The organism is Arthrobacter pullicola (genome assembly GCF_014836875.1).
GTDB classification, from domain to species: Bacteria; Actinomycetota; Actinomycetes; order Actinomycetales; family Micrococcaceae; genus Arthrobacter_B; species Arthrobacter_B pullicola.
This window is the reverse complement of the sequence record NZ_JACSQC010000003.1, coordinates 61,269-87,759: the sequence shown is the minus strand read 5'-3', so window position 1 is coordinate 87,759 and position 26,491 is coordinate 61,269. Positions and strand designations below refer to the sequence as shown.

The 26,491-nt window shown below is 64.6% G+C and carries 25 protein-coding genes; 9 read left to right on the top strand and 16 right to left on the bottom strand.

All coding sequences use genetic code 11. The annotated features are described in order from the left end of the window. Positions 1–121: 121 nt before the first annotated feature. On the bottom strand, positions 122–856 hold the full coding sequence (locus H9638_RS06675; protein ID WP_191746447.1) for a nucleoside/nucleotide kinase family protein: 735 nt from the start codon (positions 854–856) through the stop codon (positions 122–124). 142 nt (positions 857–998) lie between these two features. On the opposite strand from H9638_RS06675, the gene H9638_RS06670 reads away from it, so the two are divergent. Together H9638_RS06670 and H9638_RS06665 are read left to right on the top strand one after the other, a co-directional pair. Next, positions 999–1,370 carry a LexA family protein gene (locus tag H9638_RS06670; RefSeq protein WP_225217162.1) on the top strand — a complete coding sequence of 124 codons (372 nt, stop codon included), beginning with the start codon at positions 999–1,001 and terminating at the stop codon, positions 1,368–1,370. 88 nt (positions 1,371–1,458) lie between these two features. Continuing rightward, positions 1,459–2,736, top strand: a complete 1,278-nt coding sequence (locus tag H9638_RS06665) for a Y-family DNA polymerase (RefSeq protein ID WP_225217161.1) — start codon at positions 1,459–1,461, stop codon at positions 2,734–2,736. 331 nt (positions 2,737–3,067) lie between these two features. Here the strand turns inward: H9638_RS06665 and H9638_RS06660 are convergent, their stop codons facing one another. The 7 genes from H9638_RS06660 to H9638_RS06630 form a co-directional block, all read right to left on the bottom strand. Continuing rightward, complete coding sequence (locus H9638_RS06660) at positions 3,068–4,666, bottom strand: Na+/H+ antiporter (protein ID WP_191746445.1); 1,599 nt, start codon at positions 4,664–4,666, stop codon at positions 3,068–3,070. 214 nt (positions 4,667–4,880) lie between these two features. After that, positions 4,881–5,465 (bottom strand): GNAT family N-acetyltransferase, encoded by a 585-nt coding sequence (locus H9638_RS06655; RefSeq protein WP_191746444.1) that lies wholly within the window; start codon positions 5,463–5,465, stop codon positions 4,881–4,883. A 367-nt stretch (positions 5,466–5,832) separates the two neighbouring features. Beyond that, positions 5,833–7,653 carry an HNH endonuclease signature motif containing protein gene (locus tag H9638_RS06650; protein WP_191746443.1) on the bottom strand — a complete coding sequence of 607 codons (1,821 nt, stop codon included), beginning with the start codon at positions 7,651–7,653 and terminating at the stop codon, positions 5,833–5,835. 395 nt (positions 7,654–8,048) lie between these two features. Next, a complete protein-coding gene (locus tag H9638_RS06645) occupies positions 8,049–8,675 on the bottom strand; it encodes a DnaJ family domain-containing protein (protein WP_191746442.1) in 627 nt (208 codons plus the stop codon). Between the two features lie 289 nt (positions 8,676–8,964). Then, on the bottom strand, positions 8,965–9,954 hold the full coding sequence (locus tag H9638_RS06640) for an aldo/keto reductase (RefSeq protein ID WP_191746441.1): 990 nt from the start codon (positions 9,952–9,954) through the stop codon (positions 8,965–8,967). A gap of 223 nt (positions 9,955–10,177) precedes the next feature. Then, positions 10,178–11,047 carry an aldo/keto reductase gene (locus tag H9638_RS06635; RefSeq protein ID WP_191746440.1) on the bottom strand — a complete coding sequence of 290 codons (870 nt, stop codon included), beginning with the start codon at positions 11,045–11,047 and terminating at the stop codon, positions 10,178–10,180. 132 nt (positions 11,048–11,179) lie between these two features. Next, positions 11,180–11,713: a CGNR zinc finger domain-containing protein gene (locus tag H9638_RS06630; RefSeq protein ID WP_191746439.1), complete on the bottom strand. Its 534-nt coding sequence runs from the start codon at positions 11,711–11,713 to the stop codon at positions 11,180–11,182. 458 nt (positions 11,714–12,171) lie between these two features. On the opposite strand from H9638_RS06630, the gene H9638_RS06625 reads away from it, so the two are divergent. Continuing rightward, a complete protein-coding gene (locus H9638_RS06625; RefSeq protein WP_191746438.1) occupies positions 12,172–13,005 on the top strand; it encodes an SDR family oxidoreductase in 834 nt (277 codons plus the stop codon). Positions 13,006–13,039: 34 nt separating this feature from the next. Here the strand turns inward: H9638_RS06625 and H9638_RS06620 are convergent, their stop codons facing one another. Next, the gene (locus tag H9638_RS06620) at positions 13,040–13,822 is read right to left on the bottom strand and encodes a M15 family metallopeptidase (RefSeq protein ID WP_191746437.1); all 783 of its coding nucleotides are present in this window, start codon (positions 13,820–13,822) and stop codon (positions 13,040–13,042) included. A 146-nt stretch (positions 13,823–13,968) separates the two neighbouring features. Here H9638_RS06620 and H9638_RS06615 point away from each other — a divergent pair, with 146 nt between their 5' ends. Further along, the gene (locus tag H9638_RS06615) at positions 13,969–14,259 is read left to right on the top strand and encodes a hypothetical protein (RefSeq protein ID WP_191746436.1); all 291 of its coding nucleotides are present in this window, start codon (positions 13,969–13,971) and stop codon (positions 14,257–14,259) included. A 114-nt stretch (positions 14,260–14,373) separates the two neighbouring features. On the opposite strand, the gene H9638_RS06610 is transcribed toward H9638_RS06615, so the two are convergent. Next, the gene (locus H9638_RS06610; RefSeq protein WP_191746435.1) at positions 14,374–14,799 is read right to left on the bottom strand and encodes a VOC family protein; all 426 of its coding nucleotides are present in this window, start codon (positions 14,797–14,799) and stop codon (positions 14,374–14,376) included. 118 nt (positions 14,800–14,917) lie between these two features. Here H9638_RS06610 and H9638_RS06605 point away from each other — a divergent pair, with 118 nt between their 5' ends. The 3 genes from H9638_RS06605 to arfB all read left to right on the top strand — a co-directional run bounded on the left by H9638_RS06605 (position 14,918) and on the right by arfB (position 17,666). Then, positions 14,918–15,895: a helix-turn-helix transcriptional regulator gene (locus H9638_RS06605; protein ID WP_191746434.1), complete on the top strand. Its 978-nt coding sequence runs from the start codon at positions 14,918–14,920 to the stop codon at positions 15,893–15,895. A 9-nt stretch (positions 15,896–15,904) separates the two neighbouring features. Continuing rightward, a complete protein-coding gene (locus H9638_RS06600) occupies positions 15,905–16,279 on the top strand; it encodes a serine/threonine protein phosphatase (RefSeq protein ID WP_191746433.1) in 375 nt (124 codons plus the stop codon). Positions 16,280–17,243: 964 nt separating this feature from the next. Next, on the top strand, positions 17,244–17,666 hold the full coding sequence (gene arfB, locus H9638_RS06595) for an alternative ribosome rescue aminoacyl-tRNA hydrolase ArfB (protein WP_191746432.1): 423 nt from the start codon (positions 17,244–17,246) through the stop codon (positions 17,664–17,666). 170 nt (positions 17,667–17,836) lie between these two features. Here the strand turns inward: arfB and nrdF are convergent, their stop codons facing one another. The 4 genes from nrdF to nrdH all read right to left on the bottom strand — a co-directional run bounded on the left by nrdF (position 17,837) and on the right by nrdH (position 22,354). Beyond that, the gene (nrdF, locus tag H9638_RS06590) at positions 17,837–18,811 is read right to left on the bottom strand and encodes a class 1b ribonucleoside-diphosphate reductase subunit beta (protein WP_066297289.1); all 975 of its coding nucleotides are present in this window, start codon (positions 18,809–18,811) and stop codon (positions 17,837–17,839) included. A gap of 533 nt (positions 18,812–19,344) precedes the next feature. Then, entirely contained in the window at positions 19,345–21,483 is a 2,139-nt protein-coding gene (gene nrdE, locus H9638_RS06585; protein ID WP_191746431.1) for a class 1b ribonucleoside-diphosphate reductase subunit alpha, read from the bottom strand. Continuing rightward, on the bottom strand, positions 21,480–22,001 hold the full coding sequence (gene nrdI, locus H9638_RS06580) for a class Ib ribonucleoside-diphosphate reductase assembly flavoprotein NrdI (RefSeq protein WP_225217124.1): 522 nt from the start codon (positions 21,999–22,001) through the stop codon (positions 21,480–21,482). The genes nrdE and nrdI overlap by 4 nt, the downstream gene beginning before the upstream one ends. A 107-nt stretch (positions 22,002–22,108) precedes the next feature. Continuing rightward, positions 22,109–22,354 carry a glutaredoxin-like protein NrdH gene (gene nrdH / locus H9638_RS06575; RefSeq protein WP_191746430.1) on the bottom strand — a complete coding sequence of 82 codons (246 nt, stop codon included), beginning with the start codon at positions 22,352–22,354 and terminating at the stop codon, positions 22,109–22,111. Positions 22,355–22,715: 361 nt separating this feature from the next. On the opposite strand from nrdH, the gene H9638_RS06570 reads away from it, so the two are divergent. Continuing rightward, positions 22,716–23,666 (top strand): LysR family transcriptional regulator, encoded by a 951-nt coding sequence (locus H9638_RS06570; RefSeq protein WP_191746429.1) that lies wholly within the window; start codon positions 22,716–22,718, stop codon positions 23,664–23,666. A gap of 137 nt (positions 23,667–23,803) precedes the next feature. Continuing rightward, positions 23,804–24,832 carry an FUSC family protein gene (locus tag H9638_RS06565; RefSeq protein ID WP_191746812.1) on the top strand — a complete coding sequence of 343 codons (1,029 nt, stop codon included), beginning with the start codon at positions 23,804–23,806 and terminating at the stop codon, positions 24,830–24,832. Positions 24,833–24,837: 5 nt separating this feature from the next. On the opposite strand, the gene H9638_RS06560 is transcribed toward H9638_RS06565, so the two are convergent. After that, positions 24,838–25,338, bottom strand: a complete 501-nt coding sequence (locus H9638_RS06560) for a DUF2975 domain-containing protein (RefSeq protein WP_191746428.1) — start codon at positions 25,336–25,338, stop codon at positions 24,838–24,840. 55 nt (positions 25,339–25,393) lie between these two features. After that, positions 25,394–26,488 (bottom strand): App1 family protein, encoded by a 1,095-nt coding sequence (locus H9638_RS06555; protein ID WP_191746427.1) that lies wholly within the window; start codon positions 26,486–26,488, stop codon positions 25,394–25,396. Between the last annotated feature and the right edge of the window lie 3 nt (positions 26,489–26,491).

Genomic DNA, 26,491 nt, shown 5'->3' with positions numbered 1-26,491 from the left:
TGACGGTGCTCCAGAAGCAGCCTGGCTCCGTTGAGAATCAGCGTTTCCACGGGGACACCCTGTTCCGTAGCCAATTCTTCCAGCTCCCGCCCAAGTTTTGGCGGGATATACACCTCGACATTCATGGGTTAAACGGTACCTGCTGCCCGCCCGGCGGCTGGACGATCCACCCCGGCCAGAGGATCGACGGCGCCGCCCAGTCATTGTTATCGACTGCGGTTGTGGCACGGAAGAGCGGTGCGCACTCTCCCAGATACAGCAGCTGCCCCTGCATGTACCTTCGGTTTGCCGCCGCTTCCGGTAGTGGATCGCTCCCATCGCGCTCCGCCATCCGTTGAAAGGAGGTGGTGAAGGACACGTGGAGGAACACGGACGCATCCCATATCTGCACCAGCTCCGGACGGTGCAGGAAGATGCCGTCAATCAGGATGACCGACGGCACGGAAATGGCCAGATCGGGGCCGCCGAGGAGGGCATCCGTGGCAAGGTCGTGACTTGCCGCGCGGTACGTGCCGGAGCCTCCGGGTTTCAGCGGCTCCACAACGAGTCTGCGGAACGCTTCATAGTCGTAGGAATCCTGCCAGAATCCTTCCGGTGAGTCTCTCCCCTGGCGGTAGCGTTCACGGCGAATCCGGTGGAAGCCGTCAATCGACACCCGGACAACTGGGGAAACCCTCACGGAGTCTCCACCGTGCCCCTTTGACAGGGCAACGGCCAGTTCGTCCGCGAACATGGTTTTTCCGGCTCCATCGACTCCGTCGACGCCGATGAAGACGTGCCTGCCGAGGTCCTCCGGCCGCGGAAGTCCTCCTGCCAGCTGCCGGAAAATGTCCCCTGAGGTTGCTGTCGATTCCATAGGCGGCACCCTAGCCACTACTTTCCAGCCACCGCCACCGTCCAGTGCTAACCTTGGAGGAATCGAAAGTATGTTCTATGGAGGTCTGCGGATGCCTGTGTTCTCGGGTAATACTCCCGGGACATCGTCCCGGTCCCAGGCCATGTCCGACGGCGATGCCGCCTCCGGCTTTCCCAGCCCGTCCCGCGACTATTTCGATGGCCGGATCGACCTCAACCGGCATCTGATCCGCGACATCACCTCGACGTACATCGTGCGGGTGTCCGGGGACTCCATGACCGGCACCGGAATCAGCGACGGTGATGAGCTGATCGTTGACCGTTCGCTCACGCCGCGGGACGGGGCCGTCGTCGTCGCCGTCCTGAACGGCGAGCTGGCCGTCCGCCGGCTCCGGCTCACCGGCCGGGGCATTGTCCTGGCCGCGGAGAATCCCAACTATGAGGACATTCCGGTGCCGGACCCGGCGGAGCTTTCGATCTGGGGCGTTGTGACCCGGTGCCTGCACCATGTCTGAGACTGACATGCCCGGCACCGTTATGCCCAAAACTGCGACGCCGGGTCCCGCCCTTCCCTGGCCCGGGCCCGCGCCTGCTCCAGCGCAGCTGCACCGGATTGCCCTGGTGGATGTCAACAGTTTCTACGTTTCCTGCGAGCGCGCGTTCGATCCCGCGCTCGCAGGCATTCCGGTGGTGGTGCTTTCCAACAATGACGGCTGCGTGGTGGCCCGCTCGGATGAGGCCAAGGCGCTGGGCATCAAGACCGGCGAGCCGTGGTTCAAGCTGGCCGACGCCGCACCGCGGCTTGGCCTGGTCCAGCGTTCGAGCAATTACGAGCTGTACGGCGACCTCAGTTCCCGGGTCATGGAGCTGCTGGGCCGGTACGCGCTCTGGCAGGAGGTCTACTCCATCGACGAATCCTTCCTGGGCCTGGCCGGCACGGCAGCAGAACTGGACGCCCAGGGCGCGGACATCCGTGCCGCCGTCGCCCGCCACACCGGCCTGCCGGTCTGCGTGGGCATCGGCACCACAAAGACCCTGGCAAAGTTTGCCAACCGGATCGCGAAACAGAACAAGCACCTGGGCGGAGTCTGCAACCTGGACACGATGGATCCGGACGTGGTGGAGACCATCATGTCCCGCGTCCCGGTGACGGGTCTCTGGGGCGTCGGAGCCAAGCTGGGCAAGCGCCTGCATGCGCTGGGTATCCGCAGCGTCGCGGACCTGAAGGCGGCCGATCCGGCGCTGATCCGCAGCCGCTTCTCCGTCACCCTGCAGCGCACCGTTCTGGAACTGAACGGGACCTCCTGCCTGCCGCTGGAGGAAGAACGCGCAGACCGGCAGCAGCTGATCTTCTCCCGCAGCTTTTCGGCGCCCGTGACGACGGCGGCGGAGATGCGGCAGGTGATGAGCATCTATGCCCAGCAGGCGGCGGCCCGGCTGGAACGCGAGGGGCAGCATGCCCGGGTGCTCACCGCTTATGCCGGCACCTCGCACTTTAGCCAGAAGGCGGCGTCATTCCCCTCCGTTACGGTTCGCCTGCAAAGCCCGACGTCCGATCCCGTGGTGCTTACCCGCGCCGCTGTCGGTGCGCTGGAGGACTCCATCGTGGAGGGGGTCCCCTACACCAAGGCCGGAGTGATGCTGAGCGGCCTGTCCGACGCCGGTGCACAACCGGTGTTTGATGAATTCGTCTCCGCCCATGAACACCGGCATCTCGGCGAACTCCTGGGGAAGGTTGCGGACAAGTACGGTGCCGCCAGCATCGGCCTGGGCCTGGCCGGCCTCTCCAGCGCGAAACCGGATTGGACCATGTCCCGGAAGTTTTCGTCTCCCCGGTACACCACCGAGTGGGAGGAGCTGCCGGTCGTGAAGGCCTGCTGAGGAAGTACCGCTGGGCGAAGGACAACCGTGGCGGGCTGCTGTGACCGTACCCATCCGCATGCGCGCGCCTATCCACCTGTGCTGTTATCGACACAGGCAGTTATCGATACAGGCAGTTATCGACACAGACAGTTATCGACACAGGCAGTTATCGATACAGGCAGTTATCAATACAGGCGCTCATCAACATAGGCAGTTATCGACTTAGGCGCTTATCCACATGGGCATCTCTGCCCATGGACGCCGTTCGGGGTACCGCCTAATCTCTCCTGCAGATGTCAGCGCGGAGCTCCTCCCCTAACCCAGCCGTCGCCATCGGCGCCCGCCGCACTTACTCCTCGACGTCAGGCCTGGTCAGGCGCAGCTCCTCGACGTCGAGCCGTAGCTCCAGGAGACGCAGCACCCGGTCGTCGATGACCCTGTCATCCCGCAGCTGCAGAAGCACCGTACGTTTGCGTCCGAGCAGCGCCAGCCGCAGTTCCGAGTCCTGTTGATGACGCATCACCGCAGGCGGAGACTCCTGCGTTTCGCCGGTGCCGGTCCCGGTTGCGCGCAGGACATCGAGATGGTGCCAGTGTTCCCGGGTGATCCGGTCCACGACGTCCCCGTTCGTACCCAGCTGCGCTGCCAGCCGCGGAATAGCCAGGAGCCCGTCCTCGGTGGTCCGGATTTCGGCCAGCTGGCGTTCTTTCTCCATCGCGGTGTCCTGCGGCAGCCGGGCCCAGCGGGCTACGAGGGGCAGCAGCGGGCCTTGGACCGTCAGGGTCACAACAATCACGCCCGCGGTCACGAAGATGATCATGCCGCGGTTCGGAAAGGGGGTGCCTGCGGCGGTGAGGACCGGAACGCCCAGGGCTGCGGCTAGCGAGACAGCGCCCCGGAATCCCGCGACGCCGCTGACTACCCATGAGCGGTTGCTGACCTGGCGCAGTTTTCGGGTGGTTGCCCTGCTCCGCAGGGGGACGCGGAAGCTGGTGAGGAACAGGAAGGAGAAGCGAATCGCGAGGATCACTGCGGAGACGACGGCGACCCAGAGCAGGCCCAACGCGATTTCGCCGCCGCTGAGGATCCGCACGACGGCGTGCAGTTCAATGCCGATGAGGGCGAACAGGGCCCCGTTGAGCAGGAAGGTCGAAAATGACCAGAACGCCCGGGCCTGCCTTCGGGCCAGCGCGGAGTTAATCCGCGGTCCGGCCTGGCTCATGATCAGGCCGCAGACCACCACGGCCAGCACCCCCGATCCCCCGAACTCTTCGGCGAGCAGGAAAGCGGAGAACGGCGTCAGGAAACTGATGACAGTGCTCAGCAGCGCGTCGTCGACACGGCGGCGCAGCCGGATCCCCGCCCAGGCCACCAGGAATCCGGCGGCTATGCCCCCTGCATAGGACAGGACGAGCAGGCCCGAGACGACGAGGGGCGTATAGTCCCGGTCTCCCGCGACTATCCCCACCGCCACGGCATACACCACAAGGGCGGTTCCATCATTAATCAGGCTCTCAGCGCGCAGCAGCGTCACGCTGCGGTGGGGCAGAATCCTCGCCAGGGCGGCGACGGCGGTGGCGTCGGTGGGTGCGACGGCGGCACCCAGGACCCAGGCCGGCCCCCACGGCATTCCCAACGCATGGGCTGCGGCGGCGACTCCTGCTGCGGTTAGGACAACAAGGACCGTGCTCATGAGGATGATCCGCCGCTGATGGGTGCGGATTTCCCGGAGCGACGTCGTCAGGCTTTCCCAGTAGAGAAGGGCTGGCAGGAAGAGCAGCAGCACCACCTCGGAAGGCAGTTCGACTTCCCGGAAGGCAGGAACGAAACCCAGCAGGACGCCCCACGCCAGCAATAGCAGAGGGGCTCCTATCCGAAGGTACGGAGCGGCAAGGGAACAAACGAGGATTGCTATTCCCAGGCCAACGAGGAGTTCCAGACCGAGCACGGGCAACCTCCCGGATATTTCGTCCGGCCGGAACAGATTCTGTAATCCGGCGCTGTTTCAGTCTGGCAACCGGGGAGGGGTGCGTCGAGACCTCCTGCATTTTGCTCTGCTGTTCCTGGTTCCACCGGGGCCCGCTGCGGCCGGGTGGGGCTCGTGGACACTGTGGGGCGGGCGCTGATTTATGAGGCTGACTCTTTTAACCTGTGAAGCTGGTTTATGCCGCCGCGCCGGAAACAGGCTCCCTGATCATGGACCAGACCATTGGTCCGCCGTCGGGCATCTCGGTTACGGCCCAGACCACGAAGCTGCGTCTGCGGTAAAAGGCGAGGTTCCGGTCGGAGGATGTTTCGAGGGCGATGCGGCGCCCATACGCGTCCGCGTGCTGCAGCATGGCTTCCAGGAGGGCGGAGCCGAGCCCATTGCCTTGGATGTCCGGAGCGACGCCGATGGTCGCCAGCGTCCAGGCAGCCGGGGGCGGCTGCGGCAGGCGGGTTTGCAGACGGTGCCCTGCCTCACCGTGCAGTTCAGACAATTTTTTCTGGAGTCCGGGATCCAGCTCGATGGGTCCTGGCTGGACGAGGACGGCAGCGCATTCAAGCCGGTCGTCCGTCCATACCTCTCCGTAAGGGAGTCCCACGTGCTCCAGGTAGAGGCGCTGGATGGCTGCGAGACGGGCCTCGTGCCGTTCACTGTCCACGGTCCAGCAGGTCCAGGGGTAGTTCTCGAAGGCCTCGGCCAGGGTTGCCGCGAGGGCGGTAATTTCGGCCGGAGATGCTTGCGTCAGCCGGCGGATTGCCATGCGGTTCCTTTGTTTGCTGTTTGCTGTTTGCTGTTCGCTGTTCGCTGTTTGCTGGTTGCTGGCTTGCTGTTCGCTGCGGGGATCGGAGGATGCTGCGGTTCCTAGCGGCTTTCCGGGGGTACGCGTCGGCACCTGTCACCGTAAACCGTATGTCACATCCAAAGCCGAAACCGAACCCGATTTCCAGCCGGGTCTGTGGGCTCGGATGCCGCCGGTCGCCTTCCTACCCGGCACGGATGTCCGCCCTCAACGGTTCCCACCCTGGCCGGCGTGACCGGATCTCTGGGGTCCGGCCGCGGGCACTGGCGGGATCTCTTGGGCCCCGCGCGCCCAGGCCGGGCTCCTAGGGCCCGCCCGCGGAACACGCTCAGAACGGTGGCGGGTCCAGGTCGTGAGCTGTCTCGACGTTGGCGCTTTCTCCGGGCATACCCGGTGAGCCAGCCATACCATTTGGGCCGCCCATCCCGGTTGCGCCGACCGTACCCTGTAGGCCGCCCACCCCGTTAGGACCGCCCACCCCGGTCGCACCAGCCATACCATTTGGGCCACCCATCCCGGTTGCACCTCCTCCACTCCCCTGCCGGGCGCCAGAGTCCGGTGGGGTCCAGTGGCCGCCCGGAGTTACCCGGGCTCCATATCCGAACATTGGCGTGGTGCGGTAGCTGCGGCCCATAGGAGATGTCCATTCGATGGTCCCCGGCTCTGGCTGTCTGGCCTTCCAATGCCCGAGTGTCTTGAATCGATGATGCTTCGGGCACAGGTGCTCAAGGTTTGAGTGCACAGTGTTTCCGCCGTGGGCCCAAGGCCGGGTGTGGTCGATCTGCGAGCTCTGCACGCTGACGCCGCAGCCAGGAAACCTGCAGGTGCCGTCCCTTGCCTGGAGCCAGCGCTTCAGCCCCGCTGGGATTCGCCGGCGGCGTCCGACCCCGAGGATCTCACCGCTCGCCGGGTCCTGAACCAGCGGCGTCCAGCTCAGAGCCTGAGAGATCATTCGGCGGCCGGCTTCTGGGCTCAGGGGGCCGTAGCCGTTGAGTTCCACAGGTGATTCGTCGAGCCCTGCGAGGGTATCAGCGTTGATCAGGACCATGACCTCCGTCCTCAGACCGTTTCTGCGGGCCTTGCGCGCCTTGGGGTTCCGGGGAGCGCGGGCTTTGCGAGAGCTGTCCGCCACATCGAACGGCCGGCCAATCGGTGCAGGGTCTCCGGCAACGCCCGCCCCGCGGACCGACGGTGCTTTTTCATCCGGCCAGCTGATGGGAAGACCCCCATCCAGCAGCAGCGACTGGAGGATGTCAGCCCGGAGCTGGTCCATGGAACGTTCATCCCCCGCTGACTTCTCGCCGCGGGCCGCAGCAGTCAGGGCCGAATGGATGGCCAAGCCTTTTTCGGCTGCCAGAAAAGCGGAGATGCAGGACATTCCGTCGGGCCGGGCCTCAAAGCAGACGCGTCGCTTGGCCAGGGCGTCCTTGTGCCGTACGGGGATAGTGTCCGGAAACAGAGATTCCCGAAGCCTGCGGGCCTTTGCTGTGAAGCGTGCCGCCGTGATCCCTTCAGCATGTGCGAGCAGGTCCCGTTCAAACCGGGCACGCGCACTGCAGGCGGGGCCACCATCGGGCAGGTCATCCAGCCCCTCGCAGCCGGGATTGCAGGCTGGGTCTTCAGAAATCCCGTCAGGAACGAATTGTGCCTCGTCCAGGACCACCCTGGCATGCTGGTAGCTGATCCGGCCTTCCGAAAGCCGCCGCAGTGTCTGAGTGTGCCCGGTGCAGAGGGTGTCGGACTCGTTAGCCAGACGCAACGCGCTCATATGTGGCAGGTTGAGGATGGCTCCAACCTCAGCCGCCGCCAGGCTTTGTGCCCATGCAGGGTCCTCCCGGCCGGTTGACTGGGCGATGTCGCGGGCGAAGAGCTCCTCGATCCGGGCCACAACCAGTGCCTGCTGAGCCTGTGCCCAGGAGACAAGGGCGCCGAGTCTGGCCAGAGTGGTCCCGGCCTCCACATCTGTCAGGGAGCCGGGGTTCTTGAGGGAAAGTCTGCCGTCAAAACCGCTGGGGAACGTGTCGCGGGCAACGGCTGGAGCTTCGCCGTCCGCACAGAAGACCGCGAGCGCGGAGCTTGCACCAGGAGCCGATTCCGGGGAATCCGGGGCACCTGCGCTAGATGGCCGCGTGTCTGAAAAGCTGTTCATGTGTCCAAGGCTTTCATCTGCCACTGACATTTGAGGCCCCTAATTGGGCACTTTTGGCGTGGTCGGATACGGGACATTTGCCGTCGAATACTCGTTTTTCCATGCCGAAATAACCGGAGCCGAGTAGCGTGCCGGGCGGTGTCTAAGCCAGGGCCTCAACGGTGGTCCCAGCCAGGCAGCCAACCGCACCAGGCAACGTCCGACGCCGCCAATACCCCCACCCCCCAGCTCGCGCGCTCGCACCCGCTTCGCCCACGCCCACGCACCCGCTTCGCTTCCTGCACCCCCACGCAGCTCGCGCTCACGCGCCGCGCCGCGCCTCGCCGCGCCTCGCCTCGCACTCAGGCACCCCCACCCAGCCAGCCATTCACCTCGCCCAGCTTCCCGGGTACCAGTCAGGCGCGGCCCCCTCCGTTTCGCCGCCCTCCGCTTCTTCCCCTTCCGCTTCTCCGCCCTACGCGCCGCCACCAAGGCCTCGGTGGTTCCGGCACGGCTTCCGGAGGCGCTGCCGCAGCCCTGCGTTCCCGCCAGCGCCGGACCTCAGTGTCGACGTCGCGCATTTTCGTTATGACCGGAGGACCACCGAGCAGCTGTCGGCGGGCCTCCACGATGCGCGCGTTGAAGTCCTCCACAGCCGCCCGGACCAGGGCAGCGGACGGAATCGTATCGAGACGGCTGTCCAGTTCGGCGTCCTCGACACGCAGCAAAAGGGCAGGGGGTCCCAGGCCGCTGAGCTTTTCGCGCTGGATGAGTCCCTTGATCCACCAGTCCGGATCGTGCCCCTCGCCCATTCCGGGTATGGGTTTACCCGCATACTGGAGGTTGTCGAATTCACCCCGCTGCATGGCGTCGCGGATGAGGTAGTCCGCTCTGTCCCCCGGGTCAATCATCGCCTTCCTGCGCCGCAGCTCGGCCTCCGCCGGGGTTTCCGGGGCCTCCTGCTGCTCCGGAACTCCGGAGGCACGCAGCCTTGCGGCCCGCTCCATCCGGCGGCGGTAAGCATCAGCTCCCCGGTTGCCCATCCTGCCCGTTCCTCCATTCCCTGCCACCGGCCTGCACACCCGAGTCGAACTCCGGCGTCCCGGTAAACACTCCAACGTCTGGGTTCCAACGTACGACGGCGTCAGCTCACCGAGTACTCCGGCCCCACCTCATGCGTCACTCACCGAAGCTCTCCGGCGCACGCTCACCACGCCTACCCACACGAACCCCACCCCCGGCAACCCCGCAAGCCCGGCACCCCTGGCCACCCCCGGCACCCCCGGCACCCCGGCCACCCCCGGTGACGGCACCGAGCCCCCACCCCCGGCCTCACTTGTCGATCGTTTTCTCCAGCTCCTCCGGATAGCGCGCCCCCTGGACCGGGATCCGCAGAACGGCGTCACCGATTTCCCGAAGGTCATTCTCTGAGAGCTCCACCGCTGTTGTCTCCAGGTTCTCTTCCAGCCGCTCGAGTTTCCGGGTCCCGGGAATCGGCACGATCCATGGCTTCTGGGCCAGCAGCCAGGCCAGCGCGATCTGTGCCGGACTCGCATCCTTCGCCGCCGCGATCCTGTCCAGCTGCTCAACCACCGCCTGGTTCGCCTCCCGTGCCCCGGGCGCGAACCGCGGGAGCCGTCCCCGCATGTCCCCGGCAGCAAACTCCGTGGACGGCGTGATCTTGCCGGTGAGGAATCCGCGTCCAAGGGGGCTGAACGGAACGAATCCGATGCCCAGCTCCTCGCAGGCAGGCAGCACCCGCCGCTCCGGCTCCCGCCACCAAAGCGAGTATTCACTCTGCACGGCCGTCACCGGCTGCACGGCATTCGCCGCCCGGATGGTAGCCTCCGATGCTTCGGAAAGCCCGAAGTGTTTGACCTTTCCCTCGGTGATCAGGTCTTTCACGGTTCCGGCGACGTCCTCGATGGGGACTCCGGGATCCACCCGGTGCTGATACAGCAGATCAATGGCGTCCACCCCGAGCCTCCGAAGGGAGCCGTCGACAGCCTCACGGATGTGCTTGGGACGGCTGTCCAGCCCGACCTGGCGCCCGTCGCTGTTGATCTTGAACCCGAACTTAGTGGCAATGGTGACCCGCCCCCGGTAGGGCGCCAGCGCCTCGCCCACCAGCACCTCGTTGCTGTACGGACCGTAGACCTCCGCTGTATCGAAGAGAGTTACTCCCCGGTCCACGGCAGTGCGGATGACGGTGATGGCAGCTTCGCGGCTGGCAGAAGGGCCATAGCCCTGGCTGAAGCCCATGCACCCCAATCCCAGCTCAGATACCCGGAGCCCTGCCAACCCAAGTTCACGCGCTTTCATCCATCTCTCCCGTTCATTGGTTCCTACCGTGGCAGGATCAGGAACGACGGCGGCTGGCTGGCCCTGCTTCCCACACCCGGTGATTTCTTCCACCCTGCGCGCAGGGAGCGGGAGCGTCAACCGTTGCCGCCGCCTGCCGCGGATCGGCTTACCGGGCGTCAGTCCGCTGGGCGTCACCGCCGCCGGGGATCGCCGAAGCTGGAGGTCCGCCCGGGAGCGCGCATCAGGTACGGGTGATCTCCTGCGGATTGGGACCTCCGCGGATCCCGGTGTCCAGCGCGCTGATGTCCGAGAGCTCGGGTGCCGTGAGGGAGAAGTCGAAAATGTTGATGTTCTCCGCGATCCGCTTGGGGGTGACCGATTTCGGTATGGCGCAGATCCCGAGCTGGATGTGCCAGCGCAGGATCACCTGAGCCGGCGTCTTGTGATACTTGGCGGCCAAGGCGGTGATCACTGGATCCTGCAGCGGGTCCTTCAGCTGCCCGGCATCGGACCAGTACCGGTTGACGCCCCCGATCGGTGACCAGGCCTCCGTGAGGATCCCCTGTTCCAGGTTGAAGGCCCGGACATCGGGTTGGCTGAAGTAGGGATGCACCTGGATCTGGTTTACCGCGGGAACGACGTCGGTGCGCGCCAGCAGCTCGGCCAGCTCTCCGGTGTCAAAGTTGCAGACTCCAATGGCCCGGACCATGCCTTGTTCGTACAGGGTCTGAAGCGCCTGATAAGCGGCCACGGTGGCGTCAAAATCCGACGGCAGCGGCTGGTGCAGCAGATAGAGGTCCAGGTAGTCGAGTCCCAGTTTCGCCAGGCTGGCGTCGAAGGCGCGCAGCGCCGAGTCATAGCCGTAGTCATCCACCCACAGTTTGGTGGTGATGAACAGCCCGGCCCGGTCGACAGCGGACTGGCTCAGAGCCGAACCGACCTCTGCCTCATTCTGGTAGGCGGCCGCAGTGTCGATCAGCCGGTAGCCGTTGGCCAGCGCGGTCTCCACGGACACGGTGGTCCGGGCCGGAGGGCTGCGGAACACCCCAAAACCCAGGGCGGGGATGGCGGCGTCGTTGTTCAAAGTCAGCGTCGGCATGATTCCAGTCATGGCAGGTTCTCCGATTCGGCCAGAGCTTGTCCCCCAGTGTCCCGCACCGTCCCACCGGCTGCACAGGGTGCTGAACAGACTTCCCCTGCAGGACCGCAACAGCGTGCCGGACTGTGTTCGTGTGGATGGCTCTTACGGATGCAGCGCCCGGTGCCGGCGCACGGCCGCCCGGTTCCCGCACCGCACGGAGCAGTACCGCTGCCGGCCGTTGCGGGTGACATCGACGACGACGTTCCGGCAGGGGTCCCCGGGCGTGAGTCCGGCTTCGCACCGGCGCAGGCGGGTCATTCCCCGGGTGGTCAGGTGCAGGGCGGTGCCCACACTGATGACGGCCAGCAGAACCTCGGCCAGCGACTGTCCATCGTCCCGGTAGTGCAGATGCCAGCCTTCGCCATCGTGGTCAGTAAGCCGGGGGTAGGCCGCCGCGTCCTTCATCAGTCCATTGAGCAGACTGGCACGCTGGTCCGCGCCGGAAGCGTCCACAACCGCCAGCCACCGGTCCACTACGTCCCTGACCTCGCTGTGATCTGCCGGTGTCCGTGTGAAAGCCATCGTCATACCGAAGTCACGGGTCCTGGCCACAATGCCGCTGCGGGTCTGGGGCCAGTCGTTTGCCAGCGACGCCGCCAGCAGCACGGCGTACTCCCCGTAAGGGTTGAGATGCATAACACCATTACATCATGCTCAGTACATGGAAACACAGAAGAAACCGGCCAGCCCCGGAGTCCGCCAGGAGTGTGAACACGGGTGGGTCACGGCCTCCCGGCACCGGACATCCCAGGGAACAGTTGCCTACCGGATGTGCGTCCGCTGCGGCGTTTACCGCGTGGAACTCAGCGAGCCCGGTTCCTGGCTGCCTGCGTCTCCACTGAGCCGTCCTGCCGGCGGAGCGGCGGGAGGGTCGAGCGGCAGTTCCGCACCCGCCAGGGGCAACCTGGCGGACGCGCCCGCCTGCGGATAAGTCCTCCCGCCTTTGACCTGCCGGGCACCAGCCGTTGACTGTTGTGAAGCGCCGCTGCCCGCGCCAGACTGGGCAGATGGCCGGGACCTGGCGCTCCGGCCGGCCCCCGCGGGATTCGCCGCGGAGGCACAGCACCCCAACCGTGCAGAGGACTGGAGCGGACATGACAGCGGATGTACTGGCAGTGATCGGCGTTGGCGGGATGGGGCAGGCCGTTGTGCGCCGGTCCGGTGCGGGCAGGAAAGTGCTCCTTGCCGACTTCAACGAGGCGCTCCTTCAGGACGCCGTGGATACGGCACTCGGCGAGGGGTACGACGTCGCCTCCCAGGTTGTGGATGTCTCCTCACGGGATTCAGTAGCAGCTCTGGCAGCTGCGGCCCGGGAACTGGGTACGGTCACCGGCGTCGTGCATACCGCCGGGCTCTCCCCCGTGCAGGCGCCGGCGGAAGCCATCTGGAAGGTGGACCTGTTCGGCGTCGCACTGGTGCTGGAGGAGTTCGAAAAGGTGATCGCCCGCGGCGGCGCCGGCGTCGTCATCTCCAGCATGTCCGCGTATATGGCCGGCGGCCAGATTCCCGCTGAGGCGCTCGCGGACCTCGCCGCCAAGCCGGCGGATGACCTGCTGGGGCTGCCGTTCGTGACGGGCATCGACAATTTGGGCTACGCCTACAGCGTTGCCAAACGGGCGAACCAGGCGCGGGTCCAGGCAGAAAGCGTGCGCTGGGGCGGCCGCGGTGCGCGGCTGAACAGCATCAGTCCCGGAGTGATTTCGACGCCGATGGGCCGGCAGGAGCTAGCGGGCGAATCCGGGGCGCAGATGCGCGCCATGATTGAGGGCTCCGGCACCGGCAGGCTCGGCACCCCGGGCGACATCGCGAACGCCGCAGCGTTCCTGCTCAGCAGCGAGGCCAGCTTCATCACGGGTACGGACCTGCTGGTCGACGGCGGTGTTGTGGCAGCGCTCGACGCCGGCCGGTGGGCGCAGGAGGCGGGATAGCTGCGGCCCGGGGCAGGCTGCCAGCCATGCCTGCTTAGTAGCCCGGGGCGGGCGGCAGGCCGGCGTGCTCTTCCAAGGTGATTCCGGCGTCGAACAGTTTCTGCGCAACGTCCGGGCCCACGTAGCGGAGATGCCAGGGTTCGTAAGTGAACCCGGTGATGTGTTCCGCTCCGTTCGGATAGCGGATGATGAACCCGAACCGGTGGGCATTGGCTGCGGCCCAGGCGCCGGCCGGGGTGGTGGCGAAGCAGGACTGCAGTGAGCAGGCGCCGTCATTGTTGCCGATATCCACTGCCAATCCGGTCTGGTGCTCACTGAAGCCCGCGCGGGCGGAGATGGCCTCGGCAGTGCTCACTCCGTAGTTTTGGGTGTAGGAGTCGTGAAGCAGCCCCTGCGCATCCGCGGCCCGGAAGCCGCTGACGGCGGTTAGCCCGATGCCTGCCGCCGCGGCGTCGGCGCTCATCTGCAGGTAGGCGGCCGCGGCTTCTGCGCGCAGCTGCACCCCTGAGGCGTCGGCCAGGTCTCCGGGGACGTAGGCGCGGTCTGTCAGCGGGCGGTGTTTGTTGACCACAACGGTGACGCTCTGCGGTGAGTCGAAGTCCGGGCCGGGCGCGCTGGCCGTCGCCGGGGCTGGGGCAGGGGCACTGGTCTCCGCGTCCGGATCGGAAGCAGCTGCGCTGGTTGTCCTCTCCGAATCCGAAGCAGGTGCGCTGGCATTGATGTCGGGCTCCGGCGCGGACCAGGAAAGGTAGGCCAGCAGGCACAGGCATACACACACGATCATGGCGATGTGTGTGTTGACGTGCTGACGCGGCATGCTTTTCCTCCCCCGCAACTTTCCCACAATCGCGCCGTGCCCGTTAGTACCGACGCGGAGGCCGGAAGTGGACTATCCTCGAAAGCTCCTCAAAGAGCCGGTGCCGCCTCGGCTCCCAGGGAGCCTCCCGGAAGAGATGGAGTCCCGTGACCGATCTGCAGTGCCCCGCCACCGCTGTCCTGCTTGAGGACCAGGTGCTGCCGCCGCCGTGGCTCAAGCGGCTGCCGGTGGCCGCCAGCTTCGAGGCGCCGGTGCCAGGCACCGCGGACGCACTGGTTGAAGAATCCGCAGATCTGTTCCGCGGCGAAACGTTCGTGATCCGCGCTCCCCTTGCTGAGCTGGTGGAGATCCTGCAGCGGCGGGGGCTGGCTGGCACGATTCCCGCCCTCCTCGAAGTCGATTCCGAGGGCTGGAGGCGGATCCCACTCCCCCATTAGCCGCCCCCCAATCGCCAGCCCACCGCTACCCGGATAGCCTCACCCCTGGACCGGAAACCCCGGTTCGGCAGGGTGAGCCTGCCGAACCGGGGCCATGGCTGAGGCTCTGCTTGATCAGGAAGCGTCCCACGGCACTGCTACGTCGAGCACCCAGACCACTCCGAAGGGATCCTTGAGCATGCCGTACAGCGGTGCGAAGCCGGACGGGCCGAGGTCTTCCACGATGGCCGACCCTGCGGAGAGCTTGTTCCACAGTTCGGTGATTTCATCTGCCGAATCGCCGCGGACAGAGATGAACACGGATTTTTCGCCCTGGTCGTAGGAGGTGCCCGACGGCACGTCATAGGCCATGATCTGGAAGCCGTCCGCGCCGGTGACCTGGCCGAACTTGATCTGCTTCGCCTCCTCGGGCGTTTCCACGGAGTGTGCGTCCTCGTTGGTGATGAGGACAAGCTGTCCGCCAAAAACGGACTGGTAAAACTCGAGTGCCTTGGCGGCTTCGCCGCGGAAGTTCAGGTGTGGGGTGGTCGTAACTGACATGACGGCTCCTTAGCTGATGCACCACGGAAGGTGCGGAGTTCCCGGTTTTCCGGGTTAACACCACTCTCACAGCAGTAGAGGTCAGCTTCTGTCCTCTACTGGAACTACGATCGAAAACATGACCACAACTTCCCGGCTGCTTCATCTGCTTTCCCTGCTGCAGACGCGGCGGGACTGGCCCGGCGAAGTTCTAGCCGGCCGCCTGGAGGTCAGCCACCGGACCATCCGCCGCGACGTCGACCGGCTGCGGGAAATGGGCTACCGCATCAGCGCGGTCAAAGGACCGGACGGCGGATACCGCCTGGACGCAGGCTCCGAACTGCCACCCCTGCTGTTCGACGACGACCAGGCTGTGGCCCTCGCCGTCGCCCTCCAGACGGCAGCCGCCAGCGGAGCCGGGATTGAGGAAGCAGCACTGCGGGCTCTGACAACCGTGCGGCAGGTTCTCCCTTCGCGGCTGCGCCACCGGCTTGATGCCCTGGAGTTCACGGCCATTCCCGCGGGACGCACTGCCCCTGTGGCTCCCGACGTGCTCCTGGCCCTGTCCAGCGCTGTCCACGCCAAGGAAGTCCTGCGCTTCGACTACCCGGCAGGGCAGCCGGATACACCGGACACCCCCGCGCCTGTCCGCCGGGTTGAGCCGCATCATCTGGTCACGGTACGGGGGCGTTGGTACCTGGTGGGGTGGGATCTGGAACGCGGAGACTGGCGGATCTTCCGGGCCGACCGGATGCACCCCCGCACCCCGGCCGGACCGCGCTTCACCCCGCGGGAACTCCCGGGCGGTGACGTGCGCCAGTTTGTGGCGGCACGGTTCAAGGGCTCAGATCAGGCAGACGCCTGGCCCTGCAGCGGCAGTGTGGTGCTGAGCCTGCCCGCCGTCCAGGTGCTGCCCTTCGCCGGGGACGGGGTAGTTGAGGATCTTGGCACCGGGCAGTGCCGGCTGACGGCGGGTTCCTGGTCCTGGGTGTCGCTGGCGGCCTCATTCGGCCGGTTCGACGCCGATATTCAGGTGATTAGTCCGCCGCAGCTCGCAGCAGCATTCGGGACTCTTGCCTCGCGGTTCGCCGCCGCGGCAGCAGACGCAACCCGCTAGGATCCTCCCATGCCTACGCCCCTGCCTCAGGAGAACACCTTCGACCACCTCCGCAGGCTCGACGGCGAGCATGTTGGCTACATCCATATGGCGCCCGAGGGCGGCTTTGTCCCCTTCGACCTGCTGCACCGGCAGCGGGCCGAGGCCATGGAACTGGAGGACGCGGAGAGCCTGTTGGATGAACTGGGACTGCGGATGTTCACTGAGAACTGGTGGCTCGACGTCGACGGTGAGCGGATGCAGGTCCTGATCCAGGAAGTGCGGCGCGACCGGGTGCATGTAGCACCGTCTGCAGAAGGTGCCATCGCCAAGTCTGCCGACATGCGGGCCTCGGTGGTGCTGCTCCTGCCGACCGACCGGCTGTACCAGCAGGAACTGCCCTGACTCGGCTTACCGGGATCCGGATGCGCTTTCGCGCATCGTCGAACCAAGGATCTAACACTACGAACAACCGTGTAATGCGGATCGCCTACGGCTGCGGGTATGGGGGGCCGAAGCCACCTGCCGATCCTTGGGGAGGTGCGTTATAAGGCCGCTTGATTTGAGTCTCCGCCGGCACCGGAGATCCCGGGTTGGAGCGCAAGATATAGCGACGTTCCAGCCACGCCGACCATCCCCGAAACAACATTGCGATTCCAAAAAATATGGCGAACATTAGGGAGGTCGAAGCAAACACGGTGAGCGGTGAGGCAGGGGTACCGTTGGGCGATTGGTATCCGGATGTCATAAAGGCCAGCGAAAAGACTACTCCGATAAACAGAAAGAACCAGTATCCCCAGCGGATAGCGCGAGCGAACGGACGGCGAAGGGGCACGAGCAGAATTCGCTGCCACACCCGGCCTGCCAACGAAGGACGCCCGTCGTCTGAGGAACGTTCGAGGGCATTTGATAATCGCGCATGTGATGCTGCGAGATCAGCACCCACAGCGTCTCTAGCCTGCCCTGTTTGTCCGGACGCGTTCTCTGGCATTAAGTCGTAAGTCTCCAACCACGAGCGCAGGTATCGAACGCGTGCCGATTCTTCGGATATGACTGTAGAACGCTGAAGTAGGGCCCCTTTGTCCTTGCGACGCTCAGCGAGCAGAAAGCCTAGTCCGGTGACAGCCGCCGTGATGAGGGCTGGCAAAACGGCTAGGGCTATCTCCCAAACGGGACCACCCATGGTCTCCCCTCCGCTGCATTGTGGCCTATCACTACAGTGAAACGCTGGCGTCCAACTTTCAAGCGGTCCCAGATACTCGGGACCACGTATCCGCCTGCACAAGGGGAAATTCCCGCAATCCAAGCTTTATCTGTCCGGCAAATACCCAGGAGTGAGGGCCCAGCACTTTCATGCGACGCTGGAACCATGGATCTATTGGTATCGCCGGAGCTGACGATTCCCGCCTCGGAACTTGAGTGGCGGTTCTCCCGTTCGTCCGGTCCGGGGGGCCAGCACGTCAACACCACGGACAGCCGGGTCGCCCTGTCCTGGAACGTGGCGGACTCAGCGGTGCTGTCGGAAGACCAGCGCGCAAAACTGTTCCAGCGCCTCAAACGCCGAATGATTGCCGGATCGCTGGTTGTGACAGTGTCTGAACAGCGTTCCCAGCTGCGTAACCGGGAGATCGCCCTGGCCAGGCTCGCCGCGCTGGTGGCGGACGGGCTTGCACCTGCACCTGCCGGGCGCCGCCGGACCAAACCCACCCGGGGTTCCAACTTCCGGCGCCTTGATGCGAAGAAGCAGCGCTCAGCAACCAAGCAGCAACGGCAGAAGCCTCCGAGGGACTAACCCCGTTCAGCTGTTCAGGAGCACGCTTGATGTGAGCAGGCCCGACAGGGCAGGCTAATTCACCAGCAGGTCAGGCAGGCTAAGTCAGGCAGGAAGGTTAAACATTGCAGCCGCAGCGGGCTGGTTAGCCCGCTGCGGCTGCAATGTTTTTGGAGGAACCCTCCGGGGAACTAGAAGTCCCAGTCGTCGTCTTCCGTGTTCACGGCCTTGCCGATCACGTAGGAGGAACCCGAACCGGAGAAGAAGTCGTGGTTCTCATCCGCGTTCGGAGACAGAGCCGAAAGGATCGCCGGGTTCACGTCCGTCAGGGTGGACGGGAACATGGCTTCGTAGCCCAGGTTCATCAGCGCCTTGTTGGCGTTGTAGTGCAGGAACTTCTTGACGTCCTCAGCCAGGCCGACGCCGTCGTACAGGTCGTGCGTGTACTGAACTTCGTTCTCATACAGCTCGTACAGCAGCTCGTACGTGTAGTCCTTCAGCTCCGCACGGCGCTCCTCGGAGGCACCATCCAGGTTGCGCTGGAACTTGTAGCCGATGTAGTAGCCGTGCACGGCCTCGTCACGGATGATCAGGCGGATCAGGTCAGCCGTGTTTGTGAGCTTGGCCCGGGAAGACCAGTACATCGGCAGGTAGAAGCCGGAGTAGAACAGGAAGGATTCCAGCAGGGTGGAGGCCACCTTGCGCTTCTGGGGATCGTCACCGCGGTAGTACTTGGTGATGATCTGCGCCTTCTTCTGCAGGTTCTCGTTCTCGGTGGACCAGCGGAACGCTTCGTCGATCTCCTTGGTGGAGGCCAGCGTGGAGAAGATCGATGAGTAGCTCTTGGCGTGCACCGACTCCATAAACGCGATGTTAGTGTAGACGGCTTCCTCATGCGGGGTGAGGGCATCCGGAATCAGCGAGACGGCACCAACGGTGGCCTGCACGGTGTCCAGCAGCGTCAGGCCGGTGAATACACGCATGGTGAGCTGCTGCTCTTCCGGCGTCAGCGTGTTCCAGGACTGGACGTCGTTGGACAGCGGCACCTTCTCCGGCAGCCAGAAGTTGTTGACCAGGCGGTTCCAGACTTCTACGTCCTTATCGTCCTGGATGCGGTTCCAGTTGATCGCCTGCACTTGGTCGATCAGCTTAAGCTTCTCGGTCATTAACTCTTCCCTCTGCCTCATAAGCACCAATTCGGAGTACCTCCGACGGCCAGCGATTCATTCTAGTTGCTCCACAAGGAAGCCGCACCCACGTGTAGCGATCGCGACTACACAGGAGTGCTGGGAGGGGGCAACATGCCCGCTCCCAGCACTCGGGCGCTACTACTTAGATTCTTTTACGGTCGTCGCGGGGTGCGACTTTCCATATTTGTCGGTTACATAGCGGCCTGTCTTAGCGCTGCGGTATGACCCTTTTGCCATGGTTCCTCCCCTCGTCTGTCGATCTCACAGCGGACATGAAATTCGTCACCTGACGGGACGAACCGTGATCCGGATAGTCCGGCGAATCGTACGGCGAATAGCCATAACAACCCCTCCTTTCGGAGTCCTGCCCGGTCGGAGGGCCTTCGACAGAAGGCCGACAACTCCTGTAAGCTCGACAGACCATCGCAAATGGGACTGTCTCGGTTACACCGGGACTTTCATGAGGAGTCAGGCTTCCTACAGCTTGACTCCTCAAGCCTTTAAGTGGGCTACAGCATGCAGGAGACGCAGCCCTCAACTTCGGTGCCTTCCAGGGCAAGCTGGCGCAGACGGATGTAGTAGATGGTCTTGATGCCCTTGCGCCAGGCGTAGATCTGCGCCTTGTTGATGTCGCGGGTAGTGGCGGTGTCCTTGAAGAACAGCGTCAGCGACAGGCCCTGATCCACGTGCTGCGTGGCAGCGGCGTAGGTGTCGATGATCTTCTCGTAGCCGATTTCGTACGCATCCTGGTAGTACTCCAGGTTGTCGTTCGTCAGGTACGGAGCCGGGTAGTACACGCGCCCCAGCTTGCCTTCCTTGCGGATCTCGATCTTCGATGCCACCGGGTGGATGGAGGAGGTGGAGTTGTTGATGTAGGAGATCGAGCCGGTCGGCGGAACGGCCTGCAGGTTCTGGTTGTAGATACCGTGCGCCATGACCGACTCGCGCAGCGCCGCCCAGTCCTCCTGGGTCGGGATCTGCACGTTTTCGAACAGTTCACGCACCCGTTCGGTCTGCGGAACCCATTCCTGGTTCACGTACTTGTCGAAGAACTCACCGCTGGCGTACTTGGACTTCTCGAAGCCGGCGAAGGTACGGCCGGTTTCGATGGCCAGCAGGTTCGAGGCCCGCACGGCGTGGTAAACGACCGTGTAGAAGTAGATGTTCGTGAAGTCGATGCCCTCTTCGGAGCCGTAGTGGACCCGCTCCCGGGCCAGGTAGCCGTGCAGGTTCATCTGGCCCAGGCCAATGGCGTGGGACTGGTCGTTGCCCCGGGCGATGGAAGGAACCGAGCCGATGTGGCTCATGTCCGACACCGCGGTCAGGGTCCGGATGGCTGTCTCGATGGTCCGGCCGAAGTCCGGCGAGTCCATGGTCTTCGCGATGTTCAGCGAACCCAGGTTGCAGGAGATGTCCTTGCCGGTCTCGTCATAGGAGAGATCGTCGTGGTACGTGGTGGGCTGGGAAACCTGGAGGATCTCCGAGCACAGGTTGGACATGATGATCTTGCCGTCAATCGGGTTTTCCCGGTTCACGGTGTCCTCGAACATGATGTACGGGTAACCGGATTCGAACTGGATCTCGGCGAGGGTCTGGAAGAACTCGCGGGCCTTGATCTTGGTCTTCTTGATCCGGGAATCGTCCACCATTTCGTAGTACTTCTCGGTGACCGAGACGTCGGAGAACGGCATGCCGTAGACCTTTTCGACGTCGTACGGGGAGAACAGGTACATGTCCTCATCCCGCTTGGCCAGTTCGAAGGTGATGTCCGGAATGACGACGCCGAGGGAGAGGGTCTTGATCCGGATCTTCTCGTCGGCGTTTTCCCGCTTGGTATCCAGGAACCGGTTGATGTCCGGGTGGTGGGCGTGCAGGTAGACGGCGCCGGCGCCCTGGCGGGCACCGAGCTGGTTGGCGTAGGAGAAGGAATCCTCAAGGAGCTTCATGACGGGGATGACGCCGGAGGACTGGTTCTCGATCTGCTTGATCGGCGCGCCGACCTCGCGGATGTTGGTCAGCGCGAAGGCGACGCCGCCGCCGCGCTTGGAGAGCTGCAGCGCGGAGTTGATGGACCGGCCGATCGACTCCATGTTGTCTTCGATGCGCAGCAGGAAGCAGGAGACCAGCTCGCCGCGCTGCTTCTTGCCGGCGTTCAGGAAGGTGGGAGTGGCCGGCTGGAAGCGGCCCTCAATGATTTCGTCCACGATCTGCTCGGCCAGCTGCTCGTTGCCGCGGGCCAGGTGCAGGGCAACCATGCAGACGCGGTCCTCGTAGCGTTCCAGGTAACGCTTGCCGTCGAAAGTCTTCAGCGTGTAGGAGGTGTAGAACTTGAACGCGCCGAGGAAGGTCTCGAAGCGGAACTTCTTCTTGTACGCGCGCTGGTAGAGCTCGCGGATGAAGTTCATCGTGTACTGGTCGAGCGTCTCGCGCTCGTAGTACTCGTTCTTTACGAGGTAATCCAGCTTCTCTTCCAGGTCGTGGAAGAACACGGTGTTGTTGTTCACGTGCTGGAGGAAGTACTGGCGTGCAGCCGCACGGTCGGCGTCGAACTGGATTTCACCGTTCTTGCCGTAGAGGTTCAGCATGGCGTTGAGCTCGTGATAGCCCAGGCCCTTATAGGCTTCCGGCAGCTCCTTGGAGTCCGTCATGCCGGCTTCTGCGACTGATGTGTCCAAAACTCTTCCAATCCTTGGTTTACTGTGGCGACGTCCTCGGACGTGCCCATGAGTTCAAATCGATAAAGCACGGGGACCTGGCATTTGACGGCAATGATGTCCGCCGCCAGGCAGTAGTTCTCCCCGAAGTTTGTGTTGCCGGCACCAATCACGCCCCGGATGAGGGAGCGGTTCTGCTCGACATTCAGGAACTTGATGACCTGCTTTGGCACCGCACCCTTGGCGGCGGCGCCGGGCTGCGCTGCCGTGCCGCCGTAAGTCGGCAGCACCAGGACGAAGGGCCTGTGGGCAATCAGTGTGGGGGCACTGGTGTGGAGCGGAATCCGGGCCGCCCCGCGTCCAAGTTTCTCCACGAACCGTCCGGTGTAGCCGGAGGCCGAGGTGAAGAAAACGAGATCGGCGTAGGTCTCCGGGTTGGATTCGGCAGCCGGATGCGGGTTCCCGGCGCCGTCAGCGGCCCCGGTTGTCAGCATCGCGATTCCCAAAGTCATTGCGTCCTGCTTCTCTGCTGCGGTTTCTGTAATGCTCTGTTGCCGGGGTTCGGCCGCGGCCCGGGGCTGCTGCCCCGCCGCGGCCGTCAACCGGCGCGCCTGCGGACCTAGGCGACGGAAGTGACTGCAGCCTGAGCCAGTTCCTCGATCTTGTCGGGCCGGAAACCGGACCAGGAGTCCTGCTCGGTGATGACCACGGGGGCCTGCATAAAGCCGAGTGCCCGGACACGCTCAAGAGCCTCCGGATCCTGTGACATGTCGACGCTCTGGTAGGCGATGCCCTTCTTGTCCAAGGCGCGGTATGTTGCGTTGCACTGAACGCACGAAGGCTTGGTGTAAACCGTGACGGTCATGGTGGTCTCCCCTTGATGATGCATGATGATGCCTTTGAAGTCTGTCCCTTGATACTACATCCGGCCACTACATCTAGTGCGCTGCCACGGGTCGAACCCCAAGATGATGTATTACAAGTATGTCATTCAACACGCTGTTCGTCCACAGTTTCTACACAGGGGCGACCCCTTGATTTACGTGGTTTTCCGCTCCGCGGACCGGGTTTCTCCACAGCCTGTGGAGAGTGGATGCACAGCCTGTGGGGCTGCCTGAATGATTGCGTGTCGCCTGCCATGGGCGTGTCGTCCGTAGTAGGTGGCACCACTAGATATGGTGGTCGACGGCGGTTCAGGGCACCAAGGAGAGCAAAGGGAGGGCATCGTGGTCAATCCGATCCATCTCAAGACACTCCTGGAGGTCATCCGGTCCGGATCCTTCGCCGCGGCCGCAGTGCACCTGGGTTACACACCATCCGCTGTGTCCCAGCAAATGTCTGCCCTGGAGCGCGATACCGGCACCAGGCTTTTCGAGCGCTCGGCGCGGGCGGCCGTTCCCACTGAGGCCGCCGTCGTGATGTCCCGCCATGCCGCGAAGGTGCTGACCGATATGGATGCCCTGCTCGCTGCTGCGGCGCGGGCCGAAGCCGGCACGGAACATGTTCTGCGCCTGGGCATCTTCCCCAGCCTTGCCACCTTTGCCCTCCCCCGGCTGGTGGGCTCCCCCGACTGGCGGGACCTCGGCATCAACCTCAAGATCTTCGTCGCGGAGCCGGGCCAGACGATTCAGGGCCTGCGCTCAGGCGGAGAGCTGGACGTCGCACTGGTCTTCCAGGTTGGGCAGGGCGGGCTGGCCTGGCCCGCCACCGTCACCCGTCAGTGGCTTGGTGATGATAACTTCCGCGTGGTCCTGCCGGCCCAGTGGGGCATACAGCCCGGCGCCAAGGTCTCCGCCGAACAGCTTTCAGACATGCCCTGGATCATGCACCATCCCGGTACCCCGGATGCCCTGGTGATCGAAAGGCTGTTCGCCAGCTGCAGCCTGCATCCACGCGTCGCCGCCTACTGTGACGACTTCAACGCGAGCCTTGAGATGGCCTCCGCAGGAATCGGTGCGGCGCTGGTACCCGAGCTTGCGATGCGGGGCCGGCAGGACGGCGTCGTGGTCCTGGATGTCCCCGAGATCCGGCTCGCGCGCAGTATCTTTGCTCTGCTGCTCAATGACCGGCAGCTGCCGCGGACCAGGGTCTTCCTGGACCGGCTCGCCGAAGTCCTGCAGGGCATCAGCATCTCCCCCGCCCGGGAAGAACCGGGTCACAGCTCACCGCCGGTCTAGACCGTACACTCCGGCCTGTGGGGCAGGTCCCATAAATCGACGCACCCAGCGCAGCAGGACATACTGGCCAAATGGCACTGCGAGGGAAATCCCTACCCAAACCGTCCTTGGCCGCTGTATCCAACCGGCTGACAGGCATGCTGCGCTATACGCGGCTCCAGCTGGCATTGAAAGCCGCACTGGCGGTGGGGATCGCCTGGACCATAGCCCCGCTGGTGCCCGGCGTGGCATCCCAGTACCCCTACTACGCACCGCTGGGTGCTTTGGTGAGCATGTACCCCACCGTTTCCGGCTCGGCACGGGCCGGGATCCAGACCCTGATCGGGCTGGTTACGGGAATCGGACTGGCGCTGGTCGCCCTGCTGTTCGGCGGGCCCACGGTTTGGACGATTGCCCTGATTGTGGGCGTCGGGGTCCTGCTCGCAGGTATTCCGCGGCTCGGGGCGGGCCGGGACTATCTCCCGGTCGCAGCTTTGTTCGTCCTGGTCCTGGGCGGGGATGACCCTGACGGTTATTCCTACGGTTACGGAGTCCAAATGGGCGTGGGCGTACTGGTGGGCCTGATTGTCAACGCCGTTGTCTTCCCGCCGCTGCACCTGAACGGTGCCGTGGACGGGCTGGCGGCGCTGCGGTTGAACCTGGCAAAACAGCTCCGGGAGATGGGCCTGGCCGTCGGAGAAAGCTGGCCGCCGGAACACGAGGACTGGTCCAACCGGCGCACCGAATTGGTTGCCTTTAGCCGCGAAGTGCGTGAAGCAGTGCAGCTGGCAGACTCCAGCCGGCACGGCAATCTGCGGCGGCGGCGCCACCAGCGGGATCTCAGTGCCGATTTCCGCGCCCTGCGTGCCATGGAACGCGTCACCCTGTACGTGGAGGACATGACGGAGGTGCTCGCCACCGCCATCTGGCAGACCCCGGAGGATACGCCGGTTCCCGGGACCGTCGCGGAGGCCCTGGAACGTGCCCTGCTTGCCAGCGCCGAAGCGGTCGAGACCTGGGATGCCGACACGGAGGAGTATCAGGAGGCGGTGGATGCAGTCCAGGCGCTGGTGCGCCGGATGAACAGCTCCGCTTCGCCGGACACCCCCATTGACGCCACGGCTTCGCTGGCCATGAGCCTGCGACGGATCATGCGCACGATCCGTACCGAGGAAGACCAGCCGTAAGGCCCTCAGACCCGGTTACCGCGTCCCCTGTCCGACGCAGGCGTTCCCGCTTCCGCTGCCATGGAAGCGCCCAACCGGCCTCGAACGCGGAGCGACATCACCGTCATCGCCGTCCCGGTGATGACGGCGGATCCCAGCCCAAAGAGGGTCGCAGGATTCCCCTGCTGCACCACTTCAAAGAGGTGCCAGGCCAGCAGTACGGCCAGAAGGGTGGCAGTTCCGCTGGCGGCGGCCATGACGGTTGCGCAGGCCAGCGCCCGGGGCGTGACCGGACGGCCCTGGACAGTCATCCCGACCAGACACCAGGCTGCCAGCACTGCGATCTGGACACACGCGAGTCCACAGACAACCACCGAAACATACGGCACCAGCAGGTGCGCGTACTCAGGGAACGACGCAGCCATTTCTGCACCCATCGTTGGGAAGAGAACGGCCTGGGCCAAAAGGATGAGCAGGAACATCAGGACCAGAAGGACTCGCAGCTGTACCCGCACCGGTCGATTCATAAATCGATTATCAGCGGTTAGCTATCGATTTTCAATAGCTAATCACATGCGGGGGTTAGCCTGCGTCGGGCAGCAGGCCAAGCTCCGACAGCTGGCGCGACATACCTGCGCCGTCCGGTGCGTAGATCCAGGGAATATCCCGGGGCTGCTCCCCGCCCCGGCCCGCCGACCGTCCGCCGGCCAGCACGGCTTCACCCGGTGACAGTTCCCGGATAGCTACGGCCCTTACGTTCTGCGGGTGGCTCCGGCTGAACTCTGCGTAGATCTGCTCATCGTGCTGCCCGTTGTCCCCGATCAGGAGCCAGCTGACCTCGGGGAACTCAACGGCGAGCCGTTCCAGCTGAGTGCGTTTGTGCTCCGGACCGCTGCGGAACCATCGGTCCCTGGTCGGTCCCCAATCCGTGAGCAGCAGCGGGCCCGCCGGATACAGGTTGCGGGTGATAAAGCGCGTGAGGGCCGGCGCAACGTTCCAGGCACCGGTGGACAGGTAGAACACCGGACCCGCTTCACTCTCCCGCGCCAGCCGGTCCATCATCACGGCCATGCCGGGAGTAGGCGTGCGGGCGTGCTCGTCCAGCACAAAAGTGTTCCACGCCGCGAGCAGCGGCCGCGGCAGCGCCGTCACCATAATCGTGTCGTCGATGTCGGAGATGACCCCGGTACGGGCCTGGGGGTCCACGATGAACACCGGCGACACGGCCGCCGGGGCCTCAGGCTCCGACTCAGGCCGCAGCGTCACTGTGGTCCAGCCCGGGGACAGGGAGGCAGGGAGCACGACGTCGATGACGCCGCCGCGGTCCGCCGTCACCAGATGTTTCTCGGTGCCCACTTCAATGCAGACAACAGCGTCATTAACCGGCGGAGACGTGAAGTTGCGCCAGCCGCGCACGCCGTCGCGCAGTGCCTTGGCGGATTCGCCGCTGCGGGCTGAGAGCTTTCCAGGCTTGGCCAGTACCACCCTGCCCAGTACCCGCACCCAGGTGGTGGATCCATAACCGGTAAAGGAGAGCACCGTCTGGACTCCGCCCCGTTTACGTACGCGTTCCATCCGGTAGGCGTGCAGCCGGTCCTCGAGACGGGCGCCGATATGGATCGCCTGGTCCTTGGTCCGTTTGACTGCGGGGAGGCCTGGGAGAGGAGTCGAAGACATGGT

Coding starts and splice junctions, on each gene's coding strand:
- nrdI (WP_225217124.1), bottom strand. CDS start 22,001: ATGACTTTGGGAATCGCGATGCTGACAACCGGGGCCGCTGACGGCGCC.
- arfB (WP_191746432.1), top strand. CDS start 17,244: ATGGATCTATTGGTATCGCCGGAGCTGACGATTCCCGCCTCGGAACTT.
- H9638_RS06645 (WP_191746442.1), bottom strand. CDS start 8,675: ATGGGCAACCGGGGAGCTGATGCTTACCGCCGCCGGATGGAGCGGGCC.
- H9638_RS06625 (WP_191746438.1), top strand. CDS start 12,172: ATGACAGCGGATGTACTGGCAGTGATCGGCGTTGGCGGGATGGGGCAG.
- H9638_RS06655 (WP_191746444.1), bottom strand. CDS start 5,465: ATGGCAATCCGCCGGCTGACGCAAGCATCTCCGGCCGAAATTACCGCC.
- nrdH (WP_191746430.1), bottom strand. CDS start 22,354: ATGACCGTCACGGTTTACACCAAGCCTTCGTGCGTTCAGTGCAACGCA.
- H9638_RS06620 (WP_191746437.1), bottom strand. CDS start 13,822: ATGCCGCGTCAGCACGTCAACACACACATCGCCATGATCGTGTGTGTA.
- H9638_RS06600 (WP_191746433.1), top strand. CDS start 15,905: ATGCCTACGCCCCTGCCTCAGGAGAACACCTTCGACCACCTCCGCAGG.
- H9638_RS06560 (WP_191746428.1), bottom strand. CDS start 25,338: ATGAATCGACCGGTGCGGGTACAGCTGCGAGTCCTTCTGGTCCTGATG.
- H9638_RS06670 (WP_225217162.1), top strand. CDS start 999: ATGTCCGACGGCGATGCCGCCTCCGGCTTTCCCAGCCCGTCCCGCGAC.
- H9638_RS06675 (WP_191746447.1), bottom strand. CDS start 856: ATGGAATCGACAGCAACCTCAGGGGACATTTTCCGGCAGCTGGCAGGA.
- H9638_RS06605 (WP_191746434.1), top strand. CDS start 14,918: ATGACCACAACTTCCCGGCTGCTTCATCTGCTTTCCCTGCTGCAGACG.
- H9638_RS06650 (WP_191746443.1), bottom strand. CDS start 7,653: ATGAACAGCTTTTCAGACACGCGGCCATCTAGCGCAGGTGCCCCGGAT.
- nrdE (WP_191746431.1), bottom strand. CDS start 21,483: ATGACGGACTCCAAGGAGCTGCCGGAAGCCTATAAGGGCCTGGGCTAT.
- H9638_RS06610 (WP_191746435.1), bottom strand. CDS start 14,799: ATGTCAGTTACGACCACCCCACACCTGAACTTCCGCGGCGAAGCCGCC.
- H9638_RS06555 (WP_191746427.1), bottom strand. CDS start 26,488: ATGTCTTCGACTCCTCTCCCAGGCCTCCCCGCAGTCAAACGGACCAAG.
- H9638_RS06635 (WP_191746440.1), bottom strand. CDS start 11,047: ATGACTGGAATCATGCCGACGCTGACTTTGAACAACGACGCCGCCATC.
- nrdF (WP_066297289.1), bottom strand. CDS start 18,811: ATGACCGAGAAGCTTAAGCTGATCGACCAAGTGCAGGCGATCAACTGG.
- H9638_RS06640 (WP_191746441.1), bottom strand. CDS start 9,954: ATGAAAGCGCGTGAACTTGGGTTGGCAGGGCTCCGGGTATCTGAGCTG.
- H9638_RS06630 (WP_191746439.1), bottom strand. CDS start 11,713: ATGCATCTCAACCCTTACGGGGAGTACGCCGTGCTGCTGGCGGCGTCG.
- H9638_RS06565 (WP_191746812.1), top strand. CDS start 23,804: ATGCTGCGCTATACGCGGCTCCAGCTGGCATTGAAAGCCGCACTGGCG.